Origin of the sequence: Actinomadura sp. 21ATH (assembly GCF_041951345.1) — a bacterium.
Taxonomy (GTDB): domain Bacteria; phylum Actinomycetota; class Actinomycetes; order Streptosporangiales; family Streptosporangiaceae; genus Spirillospora.
Genome location: NZ_JBGNUR010000021.1, coordinates 121,194 through 137,169 on the forward strand (window position 1 = coordinate 121,194; position 15,976 = coordinate 137,169).

Here is a 15,976-nt window from a genome sequence, read left to right on the forward strand (position 1 = left end):
CCCGAGGAGTACCTGAAGTGACAGGCAAGACCCCCAAGGACGTCCACGAGGACGCCGCGGAAGTCGACGCCGTCGAGACGGAGGACGCCTCGGCCGAGCCGGCCGGGGCGCCCGCCGAGGGCGCGGCGAGGCCGGCCCGGCGGCGCCGGCGGGTCAGGGTCATCGAGGTGCTCGATGACGAGGATCTCGACGAGGTCCTCGACGCGATCGACGCCGAGGACGACGAGGCGGAGGAGGACGAGCCCGCCCCGGCGGCGAAGGAGCGTTCCAAGGCCGCGGTCAAGGCCGGGTCCGCGACCGCGACGAGGTCGGACGTCAAGGCGGCGCCCAAGCCGGCGACCGCCACCCGGCCGGACATCAAGGCCGCCCCCAAGCCGGCGGCGAAGCCGGCCCCCGTCTCGATCGACGAGGCGGCGGGCGGCGGCCTGTTCGGGATGGGCCGCACGCAGGCGATCGTGGTGGTCGTCCTGGTGGCGCTGCTGGGAAGCCTGGCGATCTGGCAGTGGCGGACGGCCGCCGGCCTGGCGGGCGAGGAGGAGGAGCGCGCCGCGGTCTCCAAGATCGCCCGCGAGTACGGGAACGTGGCGCTCAACTACAACGCCTCCAACTACCAGGCCCAGATGAAGAAGGCCGAGGGCCTGATGGGCGGCGACCTCCTGGAGAGCTTCAAGGCCAACACGCTGCCCAACCTGGGCAAGACGTTCCAGGACAACCCGCAGCTGGTGCTGACCTCGAAGACCGACCAGGTGTTCGTGGGCGACGTCGACGAGCGGTTCGCCGCGGCGACGATCTCGGTGGACGTCAGCGTCAGGACGGCCGACGGCGCGCACGAGTCGCCGGCCACGCTGATCCGGCTCGCCATCGCCAAGATCGATGGCAGGTGGAAGGTCACGAAGATGTACGCCTCGGGCGCCAACGACCAGAACCAGGCGCAGCAGGGCGGCCTCCCGAACGTCCCGTCCGGCAGCCCGTCCCCGAGCGGCGAGCCCAAGGGCGAGAAGACGGAGAAGCCCAAGGACTAGGCTCGTTCATTCAGCGAGCGCGCTCGCGAGCAGGCTTGGACCGGCGCCGACGGGCGCTGGGTGCGGCGCCCCGTACGGCGGAGACCGTGCGGGGCGCGGCGCGTTCGCGTGGAGGGGGAGCGATGACGGGGACGCCGGAGGGGCCGGTCCCGGACGGGATCGTCCGGGAGTTCGGCCTGCTGCTCGGGGCCACCACGCTGCTGGAGCGGATCGCGGCGCGCGAGCTGGAGCGCCGCTGCGGCATCCGGCACCCGGTGTTCGAGGTGCTGCTGCGGCTGGCGCGGGAGGGCGCGGGCGGCCCGCTGACCATGGGCTTCCTGGCCGGCGAGATGATCCTGACCAGCGGCGGCATGACCCGGCTGGTCGACCGGATGGAGCGGGACGGGTACGTCCGCCGCTGCGCCGCCCCCGACGACCGGCGGCGCCAGCTGGTCGAGCTGACCGGCGCCGGCCGCGCGAAGCTGGCCGAGGCCCTGCGGGTGCACGCGGAGACCCTCGACCGCCACTTCGCCGCCCCGCTCACCGACGTCCAGCGCCGCCACCTCGTCGAGGCGACCGCGGCCCTCCGCGAGCACGCGAGGAACGAGCTCGGCGACCTGGGCTGAGCCGGACGTTGACTCGTGGCGTGTCTCGCCGCCGGCGTGCCGCGGACAGGGGGACACGCCACGAGTCAACGCGGCGGCGGGGTGTCAGGCGGCCTGTCGGGCGGTTCCGTCAGCGGGAGTAGTGCTCTACTACGAGCTGCTCGTCGCAGATGACCGGGATCTCCTCGCGCTCGGGGAGGCGGGAGAGGCGGGCGGCCAGGGCGTCGTGCCGGACCTCCAGGTAGGCCGGGACGGACTCGGTGTGCCCGCCGGCGGCGGCGACCTGGAAGGGGACCATGGAGCGGCTGCGCTCGGCGATGGTGATCACGTCGCCGGGGCGGACCCGGTACGACGGGCGGTCCACGCGGCGGCCGTTCACCAGGACGTGGCGGTGCACGACGAACTGCCGCGCCTGGTAGATCGTGCGGGCGAAGCCGGAGCGCAGGACGAGCGCGTCCAGCCGGCGTTCGAGGTCGATGAGCAGCGCCTCGCCGGTCTTGGCGCCGGTCTTGGACGCCTTGGCGAAGGCGTTGCGGAGCTGGGCCTCGCGGATGTTGTACTGCGCGCGCAGCCGCTGCTTCTCGCGGAGCCGGATCTTGTAGTCGGACTCGGTCTTGCGGGCGCGGCCGTGCACCCCGGGCGGGTACGGGCGGGCCTCGAAGTACTTCACGCTCTTGGGGGTCAGCGGGATTCCCAGGGCCCGGGAGAGCCGGACCTTGGGCCGGGGGTTGTTCATTGCCCTCCTTCGATGGTTAGGTGAACCTTAGTTAGGCAAGCCTAACCTATCTGTACGAGTCAAGGAGGTCCACGGATGAGCGAGGCGAGCGAGGCGAGCGAAGCGCCGACGCCCCAGCGGCCCACCGCCGGCGAGCGGGCGCGGACGCTGTCCTACGGCGTCGCGGACGGCGTGCTGGCCGTACCGGGCGTCCCCTACGCCCCCGTGCCCGCGCACGCCACCGACGCCGACGGCCGCCCGCTGCTGCTCCTGCCCGCCGAGTCGGCCGTGGTGTCGGCGCTGGCGGGCGAGCCCGACCTGCCCGCCACGCTGCGGATCTCCGACGTCGCGCCGGTGCCGCTGCCCGACCGGCTGCGCGGCCAGGCGTGGCTGCACGGCTGGATCACCGAGATCCCCGAGGGCGAGCGCCGCGACGCCGCGCTGCGGATCTCCCGCCTGCACCCGCGCCCCGAGCTGCTGGAGGCGGGCGCCGCCGACAACGCCCGGCGGCGCTGGACGGTGCTGGCGTTGGAGGCCGCCGAGGTCGAGGTCAAGGACATGTGGGGAACGGCGACGCTGGAGCCCGAGGAGTACGCGGCCGGTGTCCCCGACCCGCTGGTGGCCATCGAGTCCGGCATCCTGTCCCACCTCGACGAGTGCCACCGCGACGAGCTGGCCGTGATGCTGCGCCGGCTGAACGGCGCGTCCCACGTGCCCGCGGCGCGGGAGGGCCGCGAGCCGGTCGTGCGCCCGCTCGCCCTCGACAGGTACGGGATGTGGCTGCGATGCTCCGGAGCGGAGCGGGCGGACGCCGAACCCGTCGACCTGCGCGTGGTCTTCGGCGAGCCGGTCAGTGATATCCACGGTCTGCGGTGCGTGTACCGGCGGCTGTTCGCGGGGGCGGCCCACTGAGAATGCGGGGCGCTTGACCGTGTTATCCCGGATGTCGGAAGCATGGTCGGTGCGCCATCCTCGGGGCTCCGGCCGCGTGCCGTTCCGCGACCGGGGCCCGCGCCGACCGCCGCGGGCGCTCCCAGCGGGGTGGGGCGCCCAAGGCCGCTCCAACCGGCGCGGACCCGGGCACCGGAACGGCCCGGACCGGCCGGTGGTCCGGCGCCGCGGACGCGACAGGGGGGCGCGGCCCGGGCCACTGGCGAGAATTGGCCCTGTCCGACCTCCCACCCGGACGGCCAGTCTGGAGTCATGAACCACGACGACGGCTCCCGCCGCCACCAGCAGACCCGCGCCGTCCACCCGAACGTGAACACCCCCGCCGGCAGCCGCCCGATCGGCGTGCCGATCCACCAGGGCCACATCTTCGCCTTCGAGGACGCCGAGGAGATGGCCGCCGCGTTCCAGGGACCGCGCTCGGCGTACTTCTACGGGCGCTTCGCCAACCCGACCGTCCGCTCCCTGGAGGACGCCGTCGCCGACATGGAGGGCGGCGCGGCGGCGATCGCGGCCGCGTCCGGGATGGGCGCGATCAACGCCGTGCTGACGGGCCTGCTGCGGTCCGGCGACCACGTCATCGCCCAGTCCTGCCTGTACGGCGGTACGTTCGCGCTGCTCGCCGACCTGGCCGAGCGCTGGGGCGTCGAGGTCACCCACGTGTCCGGCGACGACCCCGAGGAGGTACGGGCGGCGCTGCGCCCCCGGACCCGGCTGCTCTACCTGGAGACGATCGCCAACCCGACCACGCAGGTGGCCGACCTGCCCGGCCTCATCGCCGTGGCCCGCGAGAACGGCGTGACGGCGGTCGTCGACAACACGTTCGCGCCCACCCTGTGCCGGCCCATCGAGCACGGCGCCGACATCGTCGTCCACTCGGCCACCAAGTACATCGGCGGGCACGCCGACATCCTGGGCGGCATGGCCGTGTTCGCGGACGGGGCGACGCACGAGAAGGTCTGGAAGCACGCGATCGAGCTGGGCGCCGCGCCCGACCCGTTCGCCGCCTGGCTGGCCCTGCGCGGCTTCGCCACGCTTCCCCTGCGCATCGAGCGGCAGAGCGCGACGGCCCTCGAACTGGCCCGCCGGCTGGAGGCGCACCCGGCCGTCGCCCGCGCCGCCCACCCCGGCCTGCCGAGCCACCCGCAGCACGAGCGCGCGCGGCGGCTGCTGCCCGCGGGCGGCGGCGGGGTGCTGTCGTTCGACGTCGAGGGCGGCCGGGAGGCGGGCCGGATCTTCACCGACTCGGTCCGGCTGATGCATCTGGCCGCCTCGCTCGGCGACGTGTCGACGCTGGTCATGCATCCGGCGAGCACGTCCCACCGGCAGCTCGACGCGGGCGCCCTGGAGGCCGCCGGGATCGGCGCGGGCACCGTCCGCATCGCCGTCGGCCTGGAGCACCCCGACGACCTGTGGGAGGACGTCGAGCAGGCGCTCGCCAAGGCCGCCGGGTAGCGGGCCACCGGGCGCCTACCGGGCGCCTAGAGGTAGAAGCCGGTCGCGGACGACGGCGCCTCCTGCGCGGACGGGGCCTTCTCGCCCTTGCGGAGGGCGGCCAGCTCGGCGAGGGTGGCGCCGTCGGGGCCGATCTCGGCGCCGTCGGCCGCGCCGTCCAGCCAGCCGAGCGACTCGCTCCGGGTGAGCGGGCCGACCTCGATCTGCGCCAGGCAGCGGCCCGGCCGGACGATCGCCGGGTGCAGCCGGGTCAGGTCCTCGTTGGTGGTGATCGCCACCAGCACGTCCCGGCCCTGCCCCAGCATGCCGTCGGTGAGGTTGAGCAGCCGGGACAGCCCCTGGCCGGTCGACTGCTTGGCCTCGCCGCGGATCAGTTCGTCGCAGTCCTCCAGGATGAGCAGCCGCCAGCGGCGCTCCTCGTCGTCGTCCTCGCCGACCGCCACCTCCATGAGGTAGCTGGGCGTCCCGAACAGCGCCTCAGGGTCCAGCACGCAGTCGGACTGGCACCAGGAGCCCCACGCGCGCGCCAGCGCGCGCAGGGCGGTCGTCTTTCCGGTGCCGGGCGGGCCGTGCAGGAGCAGCAGCCGGCCCGCGATGTCGTCGCGTTCCAGGTTCATGACGCGGTCGAGGGCCTCGGCCACCGGGGCGGTGTAGTTGCGCCGGATGTCGGTCCACGAGTCGGCCGAGATCGCCCGTTCGGTACGGACCGGGCCGTGCGGCCCCATGTGCCAGAAGCCCATCTCGACGTGGGTGTCGTCGGTCTTGGGCGGCTCGGTGGCGTCCTTGACGCACGACTCCAGGACGCTCTCGGCCAGCTCGTCGGTGACCGCCGACACCGCGACGTAGGCGGCGCCGTTCTTCCACCGGTTGGTGAGCAGCGTCCAGCCGTCGCCCTCGGCCAGCACCGACTCCTTGCCGCGCTCGTGCGCGACGCGGGTCAGCCGCGCCCCCTCGGGGCGCAGCGGCGCGTCCGGCTTCACGTGCTCCAGCCGCGCCGACCGCGACCAGGGCTGCTCGCCGGACGCGAACGGGCGCAGCGACAGCACGTCCATCACGTCGGCGGGGGAGTTGTTGTCACTGAGGTTGAACACCACCGGCAGGGCGGCGTCGGGCCCGGGGCCCTCATCATGCGGCTCGACGAGATGCAGGATCTCTTGCGGCCTCTCTCGCGAGACGGTCATGGCATCGATGATCAGGGGCGCCCGGCGGGGGCGTCCACCGAATTAACCTTCCGTTCCGCGGTTCTTGCGGGCCTCGAGCTCCTTGCGGTCCAGCTCCTCGGCCTGCTCCGGCGTGGGGGCCGTACCGCCGAGGTAGGCGGGCTGCCACCAGCGGTCGGCGCCGGCCGGCAGCTCGGGGTACTCGCGCTGCGCCTTCTCCAGCAGCTCCGACAGCTGGGCGTGCAGGTCCGCGGTGACCTGGTCGTAGTTGTCGCCGCGCTTGGGGTACATCGGCTCGCCGACCAGGATCGTCACCGGGACGCCGCGCTGCAGCAGCCGGCGCTTGCGGCCCTTGGTCCACATCCGCTGCGGGCCCCACAGCGTGATCGGGATCAGCGGCACGTCGGCGGCCACCGCCATCCGCACCGCGCCGCTCTTGATCTCCTTGACCGTGAACGAGCGGCTGATCGTCGCCTCGGCGAACACCCCGATGATCTCGCCGGACTTCAGCGCAGTCAGCGCGGCCTTGTAGGAGGCGGCGCCCGCGTTCCGGTCCACCGGGATGTGGTGCATCCCACGCATCAGCGGCCCGGCGATCCGGTTGTCGAAGATCTCCTTCTTCGCCATGAACCGCACCAGCCGGCCGGCGGGGTGGGCGGCCAGCCCGGCGAAGATGAAGTCGAGGTAGCTGACGTGGTTGCTGACCAGCACCGCGCCACCGGTACGGGGGATGCGCTCGGTCCCTTCAAGGCGGAACTTGATGTTCAGTGCTTTGAAGAGCCCCTGGGCCGCCTTGATCACCGGTGGATACACGATTTCCGACATGGATGCACGGTACCGGACCGGGGCCCGCGGCCCGGGCCGGAGCCGCCCGACCCGGCGAACGATCGCGCGGCGGGCCCCAACTCTGAGATGGTGGTGCCGAGTGATCTGGATGTTCCGGTGAAGGGGGATGAGCATGGAACCGTTGGACGCGGCGGCGGACGTGCACGCGCTCATCCGGGACCTGCTGCCGGTGGTGGCGCCCAGCGCCTGGTTCGACCACGGGACCGCCGAGGTGGTGCTCCCGGTGGGGAGGTCGGAGGCGCGCGCCTCCACCTGGACGGCGCTGGAACGGTGCGCGCGCGAGCCGCGCGAGACCTGGCCCGGCGTGGTGGACGAGTGGGTCCGGGAGGTCGGCCAGCGCGCGTTCCTGGCGGTCGGCGAGATGGAGCTGTTCGGGGACGTGCGCGAGCTGCTGCGGCTGCGCATCGTGCCGAAGCTCGCGCCGCGCGACCGCGAGGGCCTGGTGGTGGTCCCGGCCGGCGACCACTTCGACGCGATGGTGATGATCGAGCATCCGCGGTACGGCGGACCGCTCACCAAGGCCCGGGCCGGCCTGCTGGGGCTGCGCAAGCTCGGCTACGTGATGACCAACACGCACGACCGCGAGCTGGCCGACGTGTCGGTGCGCGACCAGCCGCTGCTGCCCGGCCGGGACGTCCGGGTGGTGACCAAGCCCGGCAGCCGCTACGTGTCGGCGCTGCTGAGCGAGGTCGAGCAGTTCCTGCCCGGCCCCAACCGGCACGGCGCCCTGGTCGGCGTCCCGTGCCACAGCACGCTGCTGCTGTATCCGATCACCTCCACCGCGGTGCTGGAGGTGCTGCCGGTCTTCGCCGACGTCGTCAAGGAGATGCACGCCGACGCCGATGACCCGTGCGCGCCCGGTGTCTACTGGAGCCACGGCGAGCGCCGCCTCACCCCCCTGGCGGGGGCCGCGGACACCCCGGCGCCCGGCGAGTTCGCCTCGCTGCTGATGCGCCTCCCCGACTTCCCCTAGCGGGGACCGCTAGGGCAGCTTCCAGTCGACGGGGGCGGCGCCCTGCTGCTGGAGCAGCTGGTTGGCGCGGCTGAACGGGCGGGAGCCGAAGAAGCCGCGGTCGGCCGACATCGGGCTCGGGTGCGCGGACTCGATGCACGGCACGCCGGGCATGAGCGGCTTGAGGTCGCGGGCCTGGCGGCCCCACAGGATCGCCACCAGCGGCCGGCCGCGCGCGGCGAGGGCGCGGATGGCCTGCTCGGTGACCTCCTCCCAGCCCTTGCCGCGGTGCGAGTTGGGTCGGCCCGGCATCACGGTGAGGGACCGGTTGAGCAGGCAGACGCCCTGCGCGGTCCACGGCGACAGGTCGCCGTTGGACGGCTGGGGGAGGCCGAGGTCGGAGCCGTACTCGCGGAAGATGTTGACCAGGCTGCCGGGCAGCGGCCGGACGTCGGGGGCGACCGAGAAGCTGAGCCCGACCGGGTGGCCGGGCGTCGGGTACGGGTCCTGGCCGACGATCAGCACCCGGACGTCGTCGAAGGGGTGGGTGAACGCGCGCAGGATGTTCGCGCCCGCGGGGAGGTAGCGGCGCCCCGCCGCGACCTCGGCGCGCAGGAAGTCGCCCATGGCCGAGATCCGGCCGGCCACGGGGTCGAGGGCCTTGGCCCAGCCCGCGTCGACGATCTCCGAGAGTGGTCGTCCCGTCATGGCGGACCACCCTAATGCCGGGGTCCGACACCCGCTTCCGGAACCGGACTTGATCGTGTGAGTGAAGTTATCTGACCACAACAGGTCGGAAGGTCGTGTTGCTCCGGAGGCGCCCGAGACCTCCCAGTTGAACGCGGTGAAAACTCCAGTTAAGTCGGCGTTACTTCATTTCTGACCGCATTGACGTACCGCGCGGTATTTCATACCTCCTAGAGGGGTAGGCCGGCGCAGGGCACTTGAGACGGGACGACTATGAGCCAGCTGACGACCGTTGACGCCACCTTCCTCAGCGCGGAGACGAGCACCACGCACGCGCACATCGCGGGCCTGGGCGTGCTCGACCCCGCGACCTGCCCCGGCGGGCGGCTGACCGTCGCCGCCGTGGTCCGGCTCGTCCGCGAGCGCGCCCACCTGGCGGCGCTGCCCCTCCGGCAGCGCCTCGCCGAGGTGCCCCTGGGGCTCGACGTCCCGTACTGGGAGGACGATCCGCACTTCGATCCCGAACGGCACATATTCGAGATCGGCCTCCCCGCGCCGGGCAACGCCGCCCAGCTCGGCGAAGCGGTCGCGATGCTGCACGAGCGCCCCCTGGACCGCGGCCGCCCGCTCTGGGAGATCGCCCTCATCCAGGGCCTGGAGGGCGGCCGCTGCGCCGTGTACGTCAAGGCCCACCACGCCGCGATCGACGGCGTCCTCGCCGCCGAGACGCTCGCCGCGCTGCTCGACCTGTCACCCGAGCCGCGCGAGCTGCCCGCCGACGACGCCGCGCCGCAGCGCGCCCCGGGCGCGCTCAGCATGCTGAGCACCGGGCTGCTCAAGGCTGCCACGCACCCGCTGCGCAGCGCCCTGTCGGTGGCCCGCACCGCCCCGCACCTCGACGAGATCCCCGGCGTCATGCAGCTGCCCGGCGTCGGCCTCGTCTCGCAGGCGATGCAGGGCGTGCTGCGCCGCGACGGCGGCCCCCGCGCCCCCCGGGTCAGCGCGCCGCCCACCTCGTTCAACCGGCCCATCGGCCGGCACCGCACGGTCGCGTACGGGGAGCTGGACCTCGCCGAGATCAAGGAGGTCCGCACCGCGCTCGGCGGCAGCGTCAACGACGTCGTGATGGCGGTGTGCGCGACCGCGCTGCGGCAGTGGCTCGACAAGCGCGGCGAGCTGCCGGACGGCCCGCTGGTCGCCGGCGTCCCGGTGTCGCTGCGCAAGGACGGCCGGGAGAACGACCCCGGCAACCAGGTCTCGATCATGACGACCCCGCTGGCCACCCACCTCGCCGACCCGGCCGAGCGGTACGCCGCCGTACGGCGGGACATGGAGCTGGGCAAGCGGCGGTTCCTGGCGAGCTCGGGCGGCTGGCTGCGGGACCTCACCGGGCTGGTGCCCGCGCCGCTGATGGGCCCGCTGGCCCGGATGGCGATGAGCGTGGTGCCGAGCCTGGACCTGCGGCCGATGAACCTGATCATCTCCAACGTGCCCGGCCCGCAGTTCCCGCTCTACCTGAGCGGCGCCAGCGTGCTCGGCTACTACCCGATCTCGGTGATCACCGACATCAGCGGCGGGCTCAACATCACCGTGTTCTCCTACGACGGCAAGGTGGACATCGGCATCGTCGCCTGCCGCGACCTGGTCCCCGACCCGGCCGAGCTGATCGACCACCTGACCGACGCGCTGGACGAGCTCAGGGCGCTCGCCCGGGAGTGATCCCCAGGACCCGCCGGTGCCGCCAGGCCAGCCTCAGCGCGGCGGCACCGGCAGGCTGCATCGGGGCGGGGACCGTGCCGTCGAACGCGGCGGTGCGGACCCGCCCCTCCGCGTTCTCCGCCACCAGCCCGCCGAAGAACTCCCCGAACGCCGCGTCCTCGAACACCGCGACCGCCAGCAGGTCCACCGCGAGCGTCAGCGGATCGACGCCGAGGCCGAGGCAGCGCACCCGCACCCGGCCGTCGCGGCGGGCCGCGGTCAGGTCCCGGTGGAACGGCCACGCCTCCTGGTCGAAACCGGGCGGGTAGTCCTCGGCCCCGCCCAGCAGCTCCTCGTGGAACTCCCGGACCACGCACCGCCACGGATCGAGATCCCCCCGCCCGCCCTCCAGCGGCTGGAAGACCCCGACCGGCATCACCTGGTGCAGCCCGCCCGCGTGCGCGACCTTCTCCGGGTCCCGCCAGTGCAGCACGTACGTCCCGGACTCGGTCACGGTCAGCGTCGTGATGGCGAGCAGGGCCGGCCGGCGCGCGAGGTCGCACGGATCGCCGATCCGCCGCCGCAGCGGCAGCCCCGGCGTCCCGGCGGCCAGCTCGTGCGCGACGGCCTCGCCGACGTTGACACCGTCGAAGTACCGCGCGGGCCCGAACGACAGCGTTCCCCGCGCGCCCCTCGTCCCGCCGGTCCCGTTCGCGAGGTCCGCGTCCAGCAGGCGGTAGCTCGGCCGGTCCTCGAACACCCTCGGGCGCGCCAGCCCGGCCATCGCCGCCGCGTACGTCCGGTACCCCGGCGGCAGCCCCTCGGGCGGGTCCGCGACGGCCGGGGGCGCGGGCCGGTCGTCCCAGCCGACCCGCAGGTCCTCCAGCGGCAGCGGCTCGCCGGGCACCCACTCGGGCCGGGCCAGCAGCGGCGTCCCCTCCACCCGCGCCACGCCGGGGTAGTGCGCGCCCGCGGCCTCGCCCAGCTCCGGCCGTTCCGCGGTGAGACGGGCACGTGCTTCTCGCCACGTATCGGCATCCACCGAACCAGCCATATCAGTCCTCGCATATCGTCGATACACGTGCGTGACGATCGACCTTCCCCCAGCCCCGCCCCCGAGACCGGTACCCCCCTGAAGGCCAAGGCCCCCGTGATCGCGTGGGTGCTGTGGTCGGTCGGCATCCTCGCCTACGTCGTCGCCATCCTGCACCGCACCTCGTTCGGCGTCGCCGGCCTCGACGCCGCGGACCGGTTCGGCGCGTCCGGCGGCATCCTGGCCTCGTTCACCGTGCTGCAGCTGCTCGTGTACGCCGGGCTCCAGATCCCCGTCGGCCTGCTCCTCGACCGGCTCGGGCCGCGCGTGATGGTCGCCGGCGGCGCGCTGCTCATGGCCGCCGGGCAGGCGCTGCTGGCGTTCTCCACCGACATGGCCGGCGCCGTGGCGGCCCGGATCATGGTCGGCGCGGGCGACGCGATGACGTTCATCAGCGTGCTCAGCGTGGTCACCCGGTGGTTCCCCGCCCGGCAGGTGCCGGTGGTGACGCAGCTCACCGGGCTGCTCGGCCAGCTCGGCCAGGTGCTCAGCGCGGTGCCCCTCGTGGCGCTGCTGCACGGCCCCGGCTGGACGCCCGCGTTCGCGTCGGCCGCCGCCCTCGGCGTGCTCGTCGGCGTGCTCGCGATGGCCTTCCTCCGGAACGGTCCACCCGGCACGATCCGCACCGGCGCCGGGTCCCTGCGGGAGGTGGGCGGCGACCTCCGCGCCTGCTGGCGCCACCCCGGCACCCGGCTCGGCCTGTGGACGCACTTCGTCACCCAGTTCTCCGCGAACACGTTCGCGCTGATGTGGGGCTTCCCGTACCTCGTCTCCGGCCACGGCCTGTCCGCCGGCGCCGCCAGCACGCTGATCACCGTCTTCGTGCTCGCCACCATGGTCGCCGGCCCGCTCGTCGGCCGGCTCGTGGCCCGCCACCCGCTGCGCCGCTCCTGGCTGGTCCTCGGCATCGTCGCCGTCATGATCACCGCCTGGACGGCGGTGCTGGCCGTGCCGCCGCCCGCGCCGCACTGGCTGCTGTTCGTCCTGGTGCTCTGCGTGGCGCTGGGCGGCCCCGGCTCCATGATCGGCTTCGACTTCGCGCGGACGTTCAACCCGCCGTCCCGCCAGGGCACCGCGACCGGCATCGTGAACTGCGGCGGCTTCGTCGCGGCCCTCGTCTCGATCCTGCTGATCGGCCTGGTGCTGGACGCGATGTCGCCCGGCGGCGGCTTCACCCCGGAGGCGTTCCGCGCCGCCTGGACCGTCCAGGCCCTCCTGTGGGCCATCGGCCTGGCGGGCGTCTTCCGGACGCGGCGGCTCGCCCGCCGCCGGATGGCGGAGGACGGGATCGAGATCCCGCCCCTGCGCGTGTTCGGCCGGCGCCAGAAGGTGTCAGGCGGAGCGTAGCTCCAGGGTGCAGCACTTGGGGCCGCCGCCGGCCTTGCGGAGCTCGGAGAGGTCCACCGGGACCGGCGTGTAGCCGTGCGCGTCCAGGGTCGCGATCAGGGCGGTGGCCTCGGCGTTGAGGACGACGTTGCGGCCGTCGCTGACGGCGTTGAGGCCGAGCACCGCCGCGTCCGCCTCGCCGGCGACGACCGCGTCCGGGAACAGCCGTTCCAGCACGGCGCGGCTGCCCGGCGAGAACGCCCCCGGGTAGTACGCGACGTTGCCGCCGTCGAGCGGGAACAGCGCGGTGTCCAGGTGGTAGAAGCGCGGATCGACCAGGCGGAGCGTCACCACGGGGCGGCCGAGGAACTCCTGGGCCTCCTGGTGCGCGGCGAGGTCGGTACGGAACCCGGTGCCGGCCAGGATGACGTGGTCGAGGGTGAGGAAGTCCCCCTCGCCCTCGTTGGTGTGCAGCCCTTCGAGGGTGTCGGTGAAGCCGTTGCCGCGCAGCCACTCCATGTACGCCGGGCCCTCGGCGGCGCGCTCGGGGTGGGTGAAGCGGGCGCCGTACGCCCGGCCGCCGACCACCAGCGCGCCGTTGGCGGCGAAGACCATGTCCGGCAGGCCGGGGATCGGGTCGATCAGGTCGACCCGGTGGCCGAGCCCGAGGTACGCGGCGCGCAGCGCCTCCCACTGCTCGACGGCCCGCGCGGCGTCCGCGCCGGCGCCGGGGTCCATCCACGGGTTGATCGCGTACGTGACGGCGAAATGCTCCGGGCGGCACATCAGGTAGCGGCGCCGCGAGGCGGTCCGGACGGGCCGGGCTGCGGGCTCCAGAGCCGGCGACACGGTCATGCGGTCTCCTGGGTTTTCAATGATCGATCGGAAGGCCGGACGATCGAAATCCTAGGAGCCCGCGGGGCGGTTCAGCAGCCGCGCGGTATTGCGCTGACCTGGTGTTCCGTTGCTTTCCCGGCCGCGGGACGGCGATTCGTTGCGCGGTCCCGCGACCGGTCGGAAAGCGTCCGGATCACATATTGATCATGTGGCCCGCGAGGCCGTGGACGGCCTCCTTCATGGCCTCGCCCAGGGTCGGGTGGGCGTGCACGTTGCGGGACACCTCGTGGACGGTCAGGTCCCACTGCTGGGCCAGGGTCAGCTCGGGCAGCAGCTCGGTGACCTCCGGGCCGATCATGTGGGCGCCGAGGATCTCGCCGTACCTGGCGTCGCTGATCACCTTGACGAAGCCCTCGCCCTCGCCCATGCCCAGCGCCTTGCCGTTCGCGCTGTACGGGAACTTGGCGACCTTGACGTCGAAGCCCTGCTCCTTGGCCTGCGCCTCGGTCCAGCCGAAGCTGGCGACCTGCGGCTGGCAGTACGTGGCCCGCGGGATCATCACGTAGTCGAGCTCCATCGTCTCGGCGTCGGCGATGGTCTCGGCGGCGACGATGCCCATGGCCTCGGCCGCGTGCGCCAGCATCAGCTTGGCGGTCACGTCGCCGATGGCGTAGATGTGCGGGACGGACGTGCGGCAGTGGCCGTCGACGTCGATGGCGCCGCGCTCGGTCAGCCGGACGCCGGTCTTCTCCAGCCCGTAGCCCTCGACGTTGGGCTGGAAACCGATCGCCTGGAGGACCTTGTCGGTCTCCAGCACCTGCTGGTTCCCGTCCTTGCCCGTCACGGTGACCTTGACCTTGGGGCCGGAGTCGTCGATGGCGTCGACGCGGGTGGAGGTCAGGACGTCCACGCCGAGCTTGCGGTAGCGCTTGGCCAGCTCCTTGGACACGTCGGCGTCCTCGTTGGGCACCATCCGGTCGAGGAACTCGACGATCGTCACCTTGACGCCGTAGTTGTGCAGCACGTACGCGAACTCGACGCCGATCGCGCCGGCGCCCGCGATGACGATGCTCTCCGGCAGGTCGGAGCTGAGGATCTGCTCCTCGTACGTCACGACCCGCTCCGACAGGGAGGTCCCCGGCAGCAGCTTGGTGTGCGCGCCCGCGGCGATGATGCAGCTGCCGAACGTCACCGTCTCGGTGCCGCCGTCGGTCCTGGCCACCTGGAGGGTGTTGGGGTCGGTGAACGTGCCCCGGCCGTCGAATGTGGTGATCTTGTTCTTCTTCATGAGGAACTGGACGCCCTTGACGAGCTTCTCCGAGACCTCGCGGCTGCGCTGGAACGCCTTGCCGTAGTCGAAGGAGACCGGCCCCTCGGCCTTGATCCCGTACTTGTCCGCCTCGTGGGCGAAGATGTGGGCCAGCTCCGCGTTGCGCAGCAGGGCCTTGGAGGGGATGCAGCCCACGTTCAGGCAGACCCCGCCCCAGTAGCGCTCCTCGATGATCGCCGTCTTCAGCCCCAGCTGTGCCGACCGGATCGCGGCGACATATCCACCCGGGCCGGAGCCCAGGACCACGACGTCAAAATGATTGCTCATTCTTAGGACGATATTCCGCGGCGGGCGGTGTTCGCATCCCGACCTGCCCCGTCCCGCCCGCGCCCGCGGGGAGCGCGAGACACGGCCGGTGACTGAATGACCGCGATTGAGGCTTCTTCGTAACATGCTGTTATGATTTTGTAGGTGCCCGCGTGACGGCGATGGTGTAAGTCGCACGCTGTGGCGCGGAACTCAACCCGTCCAGGAACATGCGCAGCCCGCGGTGTCGTTCATGCAGAGCCGGGCAAGGCAGAGCACGCGCCGGATGGAGCACGCCCCGGCCCCGGCGCGCCGGCGACCCCGACGAACCCCTCCGGCCCGGCCGGCGGTGTGCGTCCGCGTGCGCCCGGGCCCGTCCCGGATCGCTCGACCCGCTCGAGAACGCTCGAGAACGCGAACAAGAGAACGTGGGAGGAATGGCGAGTGAGGATCCCGAAGCGCGTCAACGCCGTCCTGGACCGGGCGGAGCGGCACGCCGGACCTCTGCTGGTGGTGATCGCCCTGGTCGCCGCCGCCGTGGCCGCGATGTGGGTGCCGCTGCTCGCCGGTTTCTTCCTCGGCGCCGCCGCCGGCGGCTTCTACGTCCACCTGCGGATGAGCAAGCGGATCGCGCGGGCCCGCCGCGAGGTGGACGACCTGCTCCGGGAGAACGGCGCGCTGCGGCACCGCAACACCGTGCTGGCCAGCGGCGTCATCACCCGGGAGGCGCAGGTGACGCAGGCGCTCGTCGCGATCCCGGAGGTCGAGCCCAACGAGGACCCGCAGCGCACGCAGGCCCTTCCGGCGCTCTTCGACGACCAGGACGACCAGGACGACCGGAGTGACCAGGACGACCTGGACGGCCCGGGCGACGATGGCGAGGACGGGACGGCGACCGGGCCGGGGGACACCGCCGACCTGGCGGAGATCCGCCGGGCGCGGAAGGCGTCCTAGGGCCTGTTTCAAAGTTGATCAGAGCCATTCGTTGATGGCGGCGATGTGGACGGTGGCCTGGTAGCGGGCGGCGAGCTTGTCGAACCTGGTGGCCAGTGCCCGGTGGCGTTTGAGCCGGTTGAT

At 72.9% G+C, this 15,976-nt stretch carries 15 protein-coding genes; 8 read left to right on the forward strand and 7 right to left on the reverse strand.

Annotated elements, in window-relative coordinates; genetic code table 11:
- Window positions 1–17: 17 nt before the first annotated feature.
- Both ACA361_RS37310 and ACA361_RS37315 read left to right on the forward strand, forming a co-directional pair.
- Complete coding sequence (locus tag ACA361_RS37310; protein ID WP_375019833.1) at window positions 18–1,022, forward strand: hypothetical protein; 1,005 nt, start codon at window positions 18–20, stop codon at window positions 1,020–1,022.
- A 122-nt stretch (window positions 1,023–1,144) separates the two neighbouring features.
- On the forward strand, window positions 1,145–1,627 hold the full coding sequence (locus tag ACA361_RS37315) for a MarR family winged helix-turn-helix transcriptional regulator (RefSeq protein WP_375019834.1): 483 nt from the start codon (window positions 1,145–1,147) through the stop codon (window positions 1,625–1,627).
- 109 nt (window positions 1,628–1,736) lie between these two features.
- Here the strand turns inward: ACA361_RS37315 and rpsD are convergent, their stop codons facing one another.
- Complete coding sequence (rpsD, locus tag ACA361_RS37320; RefSeq protein WP_375019835.1) at window positions 1,737–2,342, reverse strand: 30S ribosomal protein S4; 606 nt, start codon at window positions 2,340–2,342, stop codon at window positions 1,737–1,739.
- Window positions 2,343–2,417: 75 nt separating this feature from the next.
- Between rpsD and ACA361_RS37325 the strand changes: the two genes are divergently transcribed.
- Window positions 2,418–3,233, forward strand: a complete 816-nt coding sequence (locus ACA361_RS37325) for a DUF2470 domain-containing protein (RefSeq protein ID WP_375019836.1) — start codon at window positions 2,418–2,420, stop codon at window positions 3,231–3,233.
- A gap of 291 nt (window positions 3,234–3,524) precedes the next feature.
- Window positions 3,525–4,724, forward strand: a complete 1,200-nt coding sequence (locus tag ACA361_RS37330) for a trans-sulfuration enzyme family protein (protein WP_375019837.1) — start codon at window positions 3,525–3,527, stop codon at window positions 4,722–4,724.
- Between the two features lie 26 nt (window positions 4,725–4,750).
- Here ACA361_RS37330 and ACA361_RS37335 read toward each other — a convergent pair whose 3' ends face one another.
- Window positions 4,751–5,905: a DUF5925 domain-containing protein gene (locus ACA361_RS37335; protein WP_375019838.1), complete on the reverse strand. Its 1,155-nt coding sequence runs from the start codon at window positions 5,903–5,905 to the stop codon at window positions 4,751–4,753.
- A 42-nt stretch (window positions 5,906–5,947) separates the two neighbouring features.
- The gene (locus tag ACA361_RS37340; protein ID WP_375019839.1) at window positions 5,948–6,709 is read right to left on the reverse strand and encodes a lysophospholipid acyltransferase family protein; all 762 of its coding nucleotides are present in this window, start codon (window positions 6,707–6,709) and stop codon (window positions 5,948–5,950) included.
- Between the two features lie 133 nt (window positions 6,710–6,842).
- On the opposite strand from ACA361_RS37340, the gene ACA361_RS37345 reads away from it, so the two are divergent.
- On the forward strand, window positions 6,843–7,703 hold the full coding sequence (locus tag ACA361_RS37345) for a hypothetical protein (RefSeq protein ID WP_375019840.1): 861 nt from the start codon (window positions 6,843–6,845) through the stop codon (window positions 7,701–7,703).
- Between the two features lie 9 nt (window positions 7,704–7,712).
- Here the strand turns inward: ACA361_RS37345 and ACA361_RS37350 are convergent, their stop codons facing one another.
- Window positions 7,713–8,390, reverse strand: coding sequence for a uracil-DNA glycosylase (locus ACA361_RS37350; RefSeq protein WP_375019841.1), 678 nt, complete (start codon window positions 8,388–8,390; stop codon window positions 7,713–7,715).
- A gap of 252 nt (window positions 8,391–8,642) precedes the next feature.
- Here ACA361_RS37350 and ACA361_RS37355 point away from each other — a divergent pair, with 252 nt between their 5' ends.
- The gene (locus ACA361_RS37355) at window positions 8,643–10,088 is read left to right on the forward strand and encodes a wax ester/triacylglycerol synthase family O-acyltransferase (protein WP_375019842.1); all 1,446 of its coding nucleotides are present in this window, start codon (window positions 8,643–8,645) and stop codon (window positions 10,086–10,088) included.
- On the opposite strand, the gene ACA361_RS37360 is transcribed toward ACA361_RS37355, so the two are convergent.
- Window positions 10,066–11,109, reverse strand: a complete 1,044-nt coding sequence (locus ACA361_RS37360; RefSeq protein ID WP_375019843.1) for a hypothetical protein — start codon at window positions 11,107–11,109, stop codon at window positions 10,066–10,068. The genes ACA361_RS37355 and ACA361_RS37360 overlap by 23 nt on opposite strands.
- Window positions 11,110–11,148: 39 nt before the next feature.
- On the opposite strand from ACA361_RS37360, the gene ACA361_RS37365 reads away from it, so the two are divergent.
- Window positions 11,149–12,507 carry a nitrate/nitrite transporter gene (locus ACA361_RS37365; protein WP_375019844.1) on the forward strand — a complete coding sequence of 453 codons (1,359 nt, stop codon included), beginning with the start codon at window positions 11,149–11,151 and terminating at the stop codon, window positions 12,505–12,507.
- Here the strand turns inward: ACA361_RS37365 and ddaH are convergent.
- Both ddaH and lpdA read right to left on the reverse strand, forming a co-directional pair.
- Entirely contained in the window at window positions 12,493–13,341 is an 849-nt protein-coding gene (gene ddaH, locus ACA361_RS37370) for a dimethylargininase (RefSeq protein ID WP_375019845.1), read from the reverse strand. The genes ACA361_RS37365 and ddaH overlap by 15 nt on opposite strands.
- A gap of 175 nt (window positions 13,342–13,516) precedes the next feature.
- The gene (gene lpdA, locus ACA361_RS37375; RefSeq protein WP_375019846.1) at window positions 13,517–14,920 is read right to left on the reverse strand and encodes a dihydrolipoyl dehydrogenase; all 1,404 of its coding nucleotides are present in this window, start codon (window positions 14,918–14,920) and stop codon (window positions 13,517–13,519) included.
- Window positions 14,921–15,343: 423 nt separating this feature from the next.
- Between lpdA and ACA361_RS37380 the strand changes: the two genes are divergently transcribed.
- Window positions 15,344–15,853 (forward strand): hypothetical protein, encoded by a 510-nt coding sequence (locus ACA361_RS37380; RefSeq protein WP_375019847.1) that lies wholly within the window; start codon window positions 15,344–15,346, stop codon window positions 15,851–15,853.
- Window positions 15,854–15,976: the final 123 nt, after the last annotated feature.

Coding starts and splice junctions, on each gene's coding strand:
- ACA361_RS37315 (WP_375019834.1), top strand. CDS start 1,145: ATGACGGGGACGCCGGAGGGGCCGGTCCCGGACGGGATCGTCCGGGAG.
- rpsD (WP_375019835.1), bottom strand. CDS start 2,342: ATGAACAACCCCCGGCCCAAGGTCCGGCTCTCCCGGGCCCTGGGAATC.
- ACA361_RS37325 (WP_375019836.1), top strand. CDS start 2,418: ATGAGCGAGGCGAGCGAGGCGAGCGAAGCGCCGACGCCCCAGCGGCCC.
- ACA361_RS37330 (WP_375019837.1), top strand. CDS start 3,525: ATGAACCACGACGACGGCTCCCGCCGCCACCAGCAGACCCGCGCCGTC.
- ACA361_RS37335 (WP_375019838.1), bottom strand. CDS start 5,905: ATGACCGTCTCGCGAGAGAGGCCGCAAGAGATCCTGCATCTCGTCGAG.
- ACA361_RS37340 (WP_375019839.1), bottom strand. CDS start 6,709: ATGTCGGAAATCGTGTATCCACCGGTGATCAAGGCGGCCCAGGGGCTC.
- ACA361_RS37345 (WP_375019840.1), top strand. CDS start 6,843: ATGGAACCGTTGGACGCGGCGGCGGACGTGCACGCGCTCATCCGGGAC.
- ACA361_RS37350 (WP_375019841.1), bottom strand. CDS start 8,390: ATGACGGGACGACCACTCTCGGAGATCGTCGACGCGGGCTGGGCCAAG.
- ACA361_RS37355 (WP_375019842.1), top strand. CDS start 8,643: ATGAGCCAGCTGACGACCGTTGACGCCACCTTCCTCAGCGCGGAGACG.
- ddaH (WP_375019845.1), bottom strand. CDS start 13,341: ATGACCGTGTCGCCGGCTCTGGAGCCCGCAGCCCGGCCCGTCCGGACC.
- lpdA (WP_375019846.1), bottom strand. CDS start 14,920: ATGAGCAATCATTTTGACGTCGTGGTCCTGGGCTCCGGCCCGGGTGGA.